This window comes from Robinsoniella sp., from assembly GCF_034124845.1.
Window position 1 is genome coordinate 1 of record NZ_JAWYAJ010000590.1, and the last position, 9,261, is coordinate 9,261.

7 protein-coding genes are annotated in these 9,261 nt (G+C 40.7%); 1 reads left to right on the top strand and 6 read right to left on the bottom strand.

What is annotated here, in order from left to right; all coding sequences use genetic code 11:
• From dnaK to hrcA, 3 genes are all read right to left on the bottom strand, one after another.
• Nucleotides 1-1,247: molecular chaperone DnaK (gene dnaK, locus ACH2DQ_RS29060; RefSeq protein ID WP_395028815.1), on the bottom strand; the 1,247-nt coding region annotated here is incomplete at its 3' end.
• An 86-nt stretch (nucleotides 1,248-1,333) separates the two neighbouring features.
• Nucleotides 1,334-2,002: a nucleotide exchange factor GrpE gene (gene grpE / locus ACH2DQ_RS29065; RefSeq protein ID WP_395028817.1), complete on the bottom strand. Its 669-nt coding sequence runs from the start codon at nucleotides 2,000-2,002 to the stop codon at nucleotides 1,334-1,336.
• Nucleotides 2,003-2,019: 17 nt separating this feature from the next.
• On the bottom strand, nucleotides 2,020-3,051 hold the full coding sequence (gene hrcA / locus ACH2DQ_RS29070; RefSeq protein WP_394912785.1) for a heat-inducible transcriptional repressor HrcA: 1,032 nt from the start codon (nucleotides 3,049-3,051) through the stop codon (nucleotides 2,020-2,022).
• Between the two features lie 262 nt (nucleotides 3,052-3,313).
• Between hrcA and ACH2DQ_RS29075 the strand changes: the two genes are divergently transcribed.
• Entirely contained in the window at nucleotides 3,314-4,048 is a 735-nt protein-coding gene (locus ACH2DQ_RS29075) for a hypothetical protein (protein ID WP_394912786.1), read from the top strand.
• A 57-nt stretch (nucleotides 4,049-4,105) separates the two neighbouring features.
• On the opposite strand, the gene ACH2DQ_RS29080 is transcribed toward ACH2DQ_RS29075, so the two are convergent.
• The 3 genes from ACH2DQ_RS29080 to ACH2DQ_RS29090 all read right to left on the bottom strand — a co-directional run.
• Nucleotides 4,106-5,422 (bottom strand): CHAP domain-containing protein, encoded by a 1,317-nt coding sequence (locus ACH2DQ_RS29080; protein ID WP_394912787.1) that lies wholly within the window; start codon nucleotides 5,420-5,422, stop codon nucleotides 4,106-4,108.
• 204 nt (nucleotides 5,423-5,626) lie between these two features.
• Nucleotides 5,627-6,784 (bottom strand): radical SAM family heme chaperone HemW, encoded by a 1,158-nt coding sequence (gene hemW / locus ACH2DQ_RS29085; RefSeq protein WP_394912788.1) that lies wholly within the window; start codon nucleotides 6,782-6,784, stop codon nucleotides 5,627-5,629.
• A gap of 21 nt (nucleotides 6,785-6,805) precedes the next feature.
• Nucleotides 6,806-9,261, bottom strand: a 2,456-nt coding sequence (locus ACH2DQ_RS29090; RefSeq protein WP_395028819.1) for a CotH kinase family protein, incomplete at its 5' end; no start/stop codon positions are given.

Genomic DNA, 9,261 nt, shown 5'->3' on the forward strand with positions numbered 1-9,261 from the left:
CCCTGTACTACATGGATGTCAACTGCTGTCTGGTTATCTGCTGCTGTAGAGAAGATCTGGCTCTTCTTTGTAGGAATTGTTGTGTTTCTTTCGATTAATCTGGTAGCAACGCCGCCCATTGTTTCGATAGACAGTGACAATGGTGTAACATCTAATAATAAGATATCGCCTGCGCCTGCATCTCCTGCTAATTTACCACCCTGTACGGAAGCTCCTAATGCAACACATTCGTCTGGATTCAAAGTTTTGCTTGGCTCTTTGCCTGTCAGGGATTTTACTTTATCCTGTACAGCCGGGATACGTGTAGATCCACCAACTAATAATACTTTGGAAACTTCACTTGCTGTTAAACCTGCATCTTTTAATGCTGTTGTAACAGGTGTAGCTGTTCTTTCTACTAAGTCATGTGTCAGTTCATCAAATTTCGCTCTTGTCAGGTTCATATCAAAATGTTTTGGACCTTCTGCAGTAGCTGTGATGAATGGCAGGTTGATATTTGTTGTTGTAGCGCTGGAAAGTTCTTTTTTCGCTTTTTCAGCAGCTTCTTTTAATCTCTGAAGAGCCATCTTATCGTTAGATAAGTCAACACCTTCGTTTTTCTTGAATTCTGCTAACATATAATCTGTGATCTTCTGGTCAAAGTCATCTCCACCCAGTCTGTTATCACCTGCTGTGGATAATACTTCGATAACGCCTTCACCGATTTCAATTACGGAAACGTCGAATGTACCGCCTCCTAAGTCATATACCATGATTTTCTGTTCTTTTTCATTGTCAAGACCATAAGCAAGTGCTGCTGCTGTTGGCTCGTTGATAATACGTTTTACATCTAAGCCTGCGATTTTACCAGCATCTTTTGTTGCCTGACGCTGAGCATCGTTGAAATAAGCAGGAACTGTGATAACAGCTTCGGTAACTTTCTCTCCAAGGTAAGCTTCTGCATCTGCTTTCATTTTCTGAAGAATCATAGCAGAAATTTCCTGTGGTGAATATTTCTTGTCATCAATTGCTACTCTGTAGTCTGTACCCATATGTCTTTTAATAGAAGAAATTGTTTTGTCAGCGTTTGTTACTGCCTGACGTTTTGCAGGTTCCCCTACCAGTCTTTCTCCCGTTTTTGTAAATGCCACTACGGATGGTGTTGTTCTTGCTCCTTCTGTATTGGCGATAACTACTGGTTTACCACCTTCCATAACTGCTACACAGCTATTTGTTGTCCCTAAGTCGATACCGATAATTTTTCCCATTGTTGTTTCCTCCTAATTTAATATACTATGATTTGAGATTGTTATTTACTATTTAAAAGAGGTGACTGTTACATCACACTATTTGCTTAATTTGCTACCTTTACCATGCTGTGCCTTACTACATTTTCACGGTAGGTGTAACCTTTCTGGAATTCCTCGGCTACAATGTTGTCGCCCAGTTCTTCATCTTCAATATGCATTACCGCATTGTGGAAGTTCGGATCAAATTCCTGTCCCACAGCCTCAATTGCCTTAACTTCTAATTCTTCTAATGTTCCAATCAGCTGTTTGTAGATTTTTTCCATTCCTTCTACAAAAGGATCATCCTTTTTGTCATCCGGAACTGCTGCCAATCCACGTTCAAAATTATCTACAACCGGAAGCATTTTCTCAATTACACTTTTGGCTCCCACTTCGAACATTGCGCTCTTTTCTTTTTCCGTTCTCTTGCGGAAATTCTCAAATTCTGCCATCTGGCGTTTCAGCCTGTCTGTCAGCTCTTCAATCTGAACGTCTTTCTTATCTTTTTTGTCTTTCTTCTTGCCAAAAAACCCTTTTTTTACTTCTTTGCCGTCTCCCGAATCTTTGTCTGCATCATCTTTGTCTGCCTCTTCGTCAGATTCATCACTTTCAGGAGTTTCGTTTGCAGATTCTGCAGTTTCCTCCGCAGTGTCTTCTACTGCTTCTTCTGTAGTCCCATCTGCCTGGTCTTCCACAGTTTCTTCCATTTCTTTTTTTAAATTTTCATCTGCCAATTTTGTTACCGCCTTTCCTAGCTTTTATCAAATAATTCATCCAGCTGCACCATTAATGTTTTCAATGTATTCACAACCTTCTCGTAATCCATTCGCTTTGGTCCGATAATACCTATCGTACCCTGCATCCCTTCACCTAATTCATAGGTAGCTGTTACTACACTGCAGTCTTTCATCGTTTTGACCGGTGATTCATCACCGATATAGACCTGTATGCCATTGTGCTCCCCCCCGGACATGTTTTCATGTACGAGGCTTACCAGCTGCTGCTTCTCTTCAAATGCACTGATCAGCTCACTGGCCTTCTCACTGTCGCTCAGCTCCGGATATTTAAAAATATTGGTTGCGCCGCTGGTGTAAATCTCCAGATCGTCGTCATCCAGCCTTATCGCCTCTGCTACAGCGTCCAGAACACTGTTTACTACCTGGCTGTGAATGCCTGCCTGTTCCTTTAACTTCGCAATCATCCCCAGATTGATCTGTTCTATGGTCAATCCGTTTAAGCTTGTGTTTAGTAAAATATTCAGCTTCAGGATAGTTTCATTATCCAGGCAGTGTTCTATATGAAGCATCTTATTCTTGACAACATTACCTTCTGTCACAACGACGGCCAGTATCTGATCATCGCTTACCATGGACAGTTGAATGAACTTAAGCTTCGTCCGGTGATACTGAGGTGCCGTAATCATGGTAGCATAGTTCGTATTTAATGCCAGAACCTTTGCCACCTGTTTTAACACCAGATCCATCTTATCCTGCTTTTGAATCATCAGTTCTTTCATTTCGGTAACTTCCCGCTCTTTTTCCTCCATCATCCGGTCAACATATAGCCGGTAACCTTTATCCGAAGGAATCCTGCCAGCTGAAGTGTGAGGCTGAACAATATACCCCAATTCTTCCAGATCTGACATTTCATTGCGAATTGTTGCGGAACTCAGATTCAAATCTGCATACTTAGATATCGTTCTGGACCCTACCGGTTCTCCGGTCTCCAGATACGTTTTAATAATGGCGTGAAGAATTTTCGTCTTTCTTTCATCCAGCTGCATCCTTAAATCCTCCTTCCTTTTATGTTGTTGTTAGCACTCGTCTGAGTGGAGTGCTAACATCTATGTACATAAAATAGCACTCTGCCTTTTTTTTGTCAATAGTATTTATACTTTTTTTAGAAATTATTTTAATTTTTATATTTAACAAATATTCTTGTGGATTTAAAAAAGCTTGAACTATTTGACATTTATAGATAAAATAGTATAGGAAATTTCAACAATCTATAGGAAAGGATACTGCCTTCCCGGCAGCATGAACATTATGAAAAAAGGAAATACACTGATTGTGATTTTTGCATCCTTATCTATAGCAGCTCTGCTGGCGCTGTCCGCCATTCTGACGCTCTATATGATGGAAGATACAAATCCTCTGAAGAAATACCTCCCTTTTTATGAAAACGCCCTGAATGGAGGAAATAACGCTCTTAAAAGCGCAGACAGACAACTGGGGAATAACAATAATCCCGATCAGGCTAAAAACAACGACGCATCAAACAGCAATACCTCTTTTATTCTGGTAGGGGATTCCCGTACCGTTGCCATGAAAGAGGCCATGAAATCTTCTGATGATTCTACTGTATATATTGCAAAAGAGGGAGAAGGTTACAAATGGTTTAGCGAAACCGGGCTGACGGAATTAAAAAGCACACTTGCCGAATCCCCGTCTGAAACAGTAGTCTTCAATCTGGGGGTAAATGATGTGGAAAATATCAGTCTTTATCTGACCTTATATAAGGAACTGATTCAAACCTACCCCGATGCAGCTTTTTATTTTATGTCTGTGAATCCGGTAAATGAAGAAAAAACCAAAGGAATCACAAATGCACAGATCCAGAATTTTAACGGCTCCCTGCAGGAAATATTCAGCACCCGTTACCTGGACTGCTACAACTACCTGATTCAGAATGGTTTTGATACGGTTGACGGACTGCATTATACCCAGGACACTTCAAAATCCATACATCAATACCTGACCGATCAGATTTTTCATTCATAATAAAATGCCTTAGCAAAAACCGTTTGGTCTGTGCTAAGGCATTTCAAATTTAACTGCTTATATTAAGTATATGTATCCTAAGATTCTTCTTCCTGCGCCCCATTCATACATATTTCCATAATGGAAAGATATATTGGTAGCTGTTGGTTTTTTGCTGCTCATGCTGTATCCTGATTCGGATACGTATGGTACACCATTGATAATTGCCTCTACCATTGCGATATGTGCATCTCCTGAAGAGTTGTAATCAAAAACCACTAATGAACCAACCTTTGGAGTGGAACCATATGCATATACCTGTTCTTTTTTATTCAAATTCCAAATGCCTACAGGGTCAGAAGCATTTTTGAAAATGGTCATATCGGTTATTTTCCCAGCCTGAAGTAACACTTCTCTTGCTCTTCCGCATGCATACCAGGTACAATTTCCTCTGTTATAACCACCGCTTGTCTTCTTACCCGTTGGTGCCAGATAATCAAAATTAAAGTAAATATTGTAGAGTCCTGAATAGTAGCTTCCATTATTCAAATCCGGCGGAACCGTTCTCTGAACAAAATTAGCTGTTGATCCACTGGAACTTCCTCCTGAACTGCTGCCTCCTGAAGAACCTCCGTTTGAACCATTATCCGGATTTGATGGTGTATTGCTTTTTACAGTCAGATTCCTTTTCACTAATGTCTTGGATTTTCCTGATTTATCCTTTGCAGTTACAATATACTTATAAGTACCTGCCGGGAGTGTATTAAATGACATCGCACCGTCAATTTCAAAACCAATCTTAAAAGTCTTGGTATTTGGCTTTACTGATCTGGAGAACTTGGTAGCCCCTCCTGCATCCGTAACCTTTGCTGTCACATTCGTAATCTTGTAATTCGATTTAATCGTCCCGCCTACCGTATAGTACCCACCTGCATTGATCGCGAAATCGGAACTTGGTACCGGACTTGAAATTTTCAGCTTCGAAGTCTTCGTAACAACGTTGAATGTCTTTTTCACTAAAGTTCTGGACTTCCCAGACGCATCTTTTGCCGTAACCTTGTATAAGTATTTACCTTTTTTTAACCGGTCAAACTGTAAAGCATAATCAGCCGGTGAGTACGCCAGATTGTAACTTAACGTATTCGGATAAATATTACTCTTATAATACGATTTCTTACCAGAAGAATTGTATATTCCAGCGGTTATCCTTTTGATCCTGTAATTAGATGAGATCATTCCCTTTAGTGAATAGCTGGATCCTAACTTGTGTGATACCGGATATTTATGTCCGCGAATCTTTAGTGTGGAGGCAGCCGCTGCTTCCGGCTTCATTGGTATTATCATGCCAATTACTAGACAACACATCAAAATTAAAACTTTAACCTTTTTGTTCATATAAATTCCCTTGTTTTCTTCATACTCCATTTCAAAGTTACGAGCTAATTATACACAATATATTACAACTTTTCAACCACTATTTAACATTTCTTTAAAATTTAATTAATTTCCTTCAGAAATTTGGTTATATTTTGCAGTCAAAAATCTGGTTTACCAAACTTATACCCCTGCATACCGCAGGCAGGTCTGCTGTATCGCACCCTATTGCAAAAACTGCGCCAGTGTATAATTACTTAAATCAAATCCCTTCTCCGTCAAGAAAAGTCTCTCCTCTTCTGTCTGCACCAGCCCTTCTTTTTTCAAGTCGAGAACTGTCTTTCCATAGACAGCAGAAAATGGAGTATGGAAAACCTTTTCAAATGTTTCCATGGACACCCCGTCTTTCATACGTAGTCCCAGGAACATGGTTTCTTCCATTTGTTCCTGTACAGAAAGCACCTCTCTTTCTTCTTTTTCAAATAATCCCTGGCTGTATTCCTTCAAATCTGCTGTATTGCGAAAACGTACATTATCAATCAGTGATGAGGCACCAAGGCCAAACCCCAGATAATCCTGACGCAGCCAGTATGCCTGATTGTGCCTGCATTCATATCCGGGTTTTGCATAATTGGAAATCTCATACTGTTCAAGCCCATACTCCCCGGTTAAGCGCCGCGTCTCATAGTACATGCTGCGTTCATTCTCTTCAGTCGGAAGTATTCGGCAGTCTTCTCCCAGATCCCGCAGTCTTGCATCCTCGGCATACTTCTCATAGAACGGAGTCCCCTCTTCTATAATAAGGCTGTAGGCTGAGACATGTTCCGCTTTCAGACGCAATATTTTGATCAGGCTTTCCCTCCAGGAATCCACGGTCTGTCCCGGCAGTGCCGACATTAAATCCACATTTATATTTGAAAATCCTGCTTCTCTTGCCATGTGAAAACCTTTTAGAAAATCTTCATAAGTGTGTATTCTGCCAAGCAGTTTTAATTCCTGGTCGTGAACAGACTGAAGCCCCAGGCTTAGCCGGTTAATCCCCTGTTCCCGGTAGGCGTACAGCTTGTCCTTTGTAAGCGTACCGGGGTTGGCTTCCGTAGTAATTTCTGCATCATCATCCACCTGGAACCTGTTGTATACTGCCTCCAATATCCCCGCTGTCTCCTCTTTCTTTAACACCGAGGGCGTCCCTCCTCCTATAAATATGGAGGTAATATGCCATCTTTCTGCATCTTCCCACTTCCGTATTTCAGAGATCAGTGATTGAATATATTTTTTTCTGGTATCCTCTTCGGATGCAAAAGACAGGAAATCACAATATGCACATTTACGGATGCAAAAAGGTATATGAATGTAGATGCCTAAATTTTTCGTCTGTTCCATTTTAATAATCCTCTGGGGTCTTTATTTTACTTTTACTAATTTTACTTTTGATATGCTTCCATCGCTTGTTTTCGAATGATAAGCGCGGACTTTGTAATAATACGTTTTATCTGATTTTATTCTCTTTCTATCTTTATAGCTTATTTTTGTGGTTACTGCAACCTTTTTATATTTGCCTTTTTCTTTATCTGCACGGTAAACCACATATTTTTTTGCTCCGGCAACCTTCTTCCAGAATATTTTGACCTGCTTCTTTTTTGTTGATTCCAGGTTCATCCTGGGTGCCAAAAGGGGTTTTGTTTTTAGTTTTGTAACTGTGGAATATTTTTCAGAGCTTTTATTAACAGCCTGCACTTTATAATAGTAGGTTTTTTTCGGAACTACTTTCGTATCTTTGTAACTGGTCTTCTTCGTCTCAGCCAGCAATTTATATGTTCCATTTTTCTTTTCTGAACGATAAACCTTATAAGAAACAGCATTTGAAGCCTTTTTCCAAGTCAGCTTCAGGCTGGATGCCTGAATAGAAGTACCTTTTAACCGGGCGGGTTTTGATACTGCCGGTTCTGGCTTTTGCTCCGGCTTGGGTTCCGGTTTGGGTTCGGGCTTTGGCTCCGGCTTGGGTTCCGGCTTTGGCTCCGGTTTTGGCTCCGGCTCTGGATCAGGCTTCGGCTGTGGATTGGGATCCGGGTCAGGCTTTGGCTGCTCCTCCATCTTCCGAAACTCAGCTAATAATTTTCTGTCTGCCGATGCTGTAAAATGATAAGCCGCCTCTGAGGATACTTTTTGTTCTTCACTTACCGCATCTTCATACCAGCCATTAAACTCATAGCCTACATCTGCAGCTGCCAATACCGTGACTTCACTGCCTTCCTGTACTTCCATTCCAGTCAGTTCCCCTTCTTCGGATTGGATATAAGCTCTGCCACCTTCTGATGCTGTTACTGAGATCTGATAACTGGTAATTACAGGCTCTGCTTCTTTTGTAAAAGACTGATATTGATAGTATGTCTGATTATTCCTATCTTTTCCACAATAGACAACAATATTCTCAGCGTTGTCGCCAAGCTTCACGAAACTGTCATCAAAGCTGACCGTTATCTTGCCGTCTTTCACTTTCCCGCCGCCTGCATAGATGCCATTTACAGTCAATGACAATTCTGTAATCTCCTTTGGCACGGTAACAGACGCTGTGTTGCTATTATTTTGTGAGACATCTAATTCTCCTGTTATGCTGTCATCCAATCTATCTGTATTCCAGGAAGCCATCAGTGATTCTACAGTAGCGAACTGCTCATCCAGCCAGGAAATTCTTGTTGTGAGAAATGTTTTCAGTTTTTCAACCTGATAATCATATCCACCGTATGGAAACCCTCCGCTGCCATTCCATCTCTCTGTATTTGCCTGGGCTGCACGGCTTAAATAATTGCTGTTTGCATCTATGATACCATTCGTATCAATGAGATCCTGTAGATAAGTTTCTCGGAGTTCCAGATACAGTTCTCTTGCTTTTATGGCAAAGTAAGGATCCTTGGTTATATATTTATACCACTGGGTACTCTGCCCGTCTGCATTAAAATGAAAAGTCTGCCACTCTTTTGGAAAATTGGTAGCGCTGACATCCGACGCTGAAGACCAATCCATGTCCCAGATTGGACCCATGTAAAAAAGACCGTCTAAATCCTTATACATATACGTACTTTTCTTCATGGCATCTTCGTTCATAAACAATTCGTTTACCAGCCAAAACTTTACAAGGGAATCCATATCGAATAGCTGAGAGTAGCTTACCTTGTTTTTATTCCAGATATCTGAAAAATCATAGGACTGAATTGCATTTTCAAAAGCATCCATATAATTGCTGGTATATTGCATCAAATCTGAATTTGTATACACATATTCGGGACTTTTAAACATCAACGGCTGCTGAAGCTTTGTTTTGAATTTGGACTTCTCATCATAGTATGAATCCATTTCTATTAAAAATCCACCTGACAACTCCGGAATGTTAATACCATAGTTTTCATTATCCAGATCATAAGTAATACCATTGAAATACACCTCGTGAGTAGATGCCCACGTCATATCCACAAGCATCGCATTTTCCAAATCTGCTTTCGCACTCTTGTCAAACCCTTCTGCCTTTGCTATTGCACCTGCAAATTTCTCTGATGCTTTCTCCCAATCATAAATGTCTACGCGGTTACCCGACTTATAATCCACCCTGATCTGCTCACAGAACTGATAGATCCCGTCATATCTTCCATTCATGATCAATACCACATCTGTCGACTGCATATAAGGCATACCCAGGAATCCCGACAATTCATATGCCAGCTTATTGCGCATCAGGGCGCCGTCCAAATGGTTTGCCAGAAGAACCCAATGTTTGTTTTCACCAAATCCAAACATATCTGTCTTTTCATCCAGTTTGATTTTATATGGCTTTTTGTCATATCCCATGGTACTGTTGCCTCGGT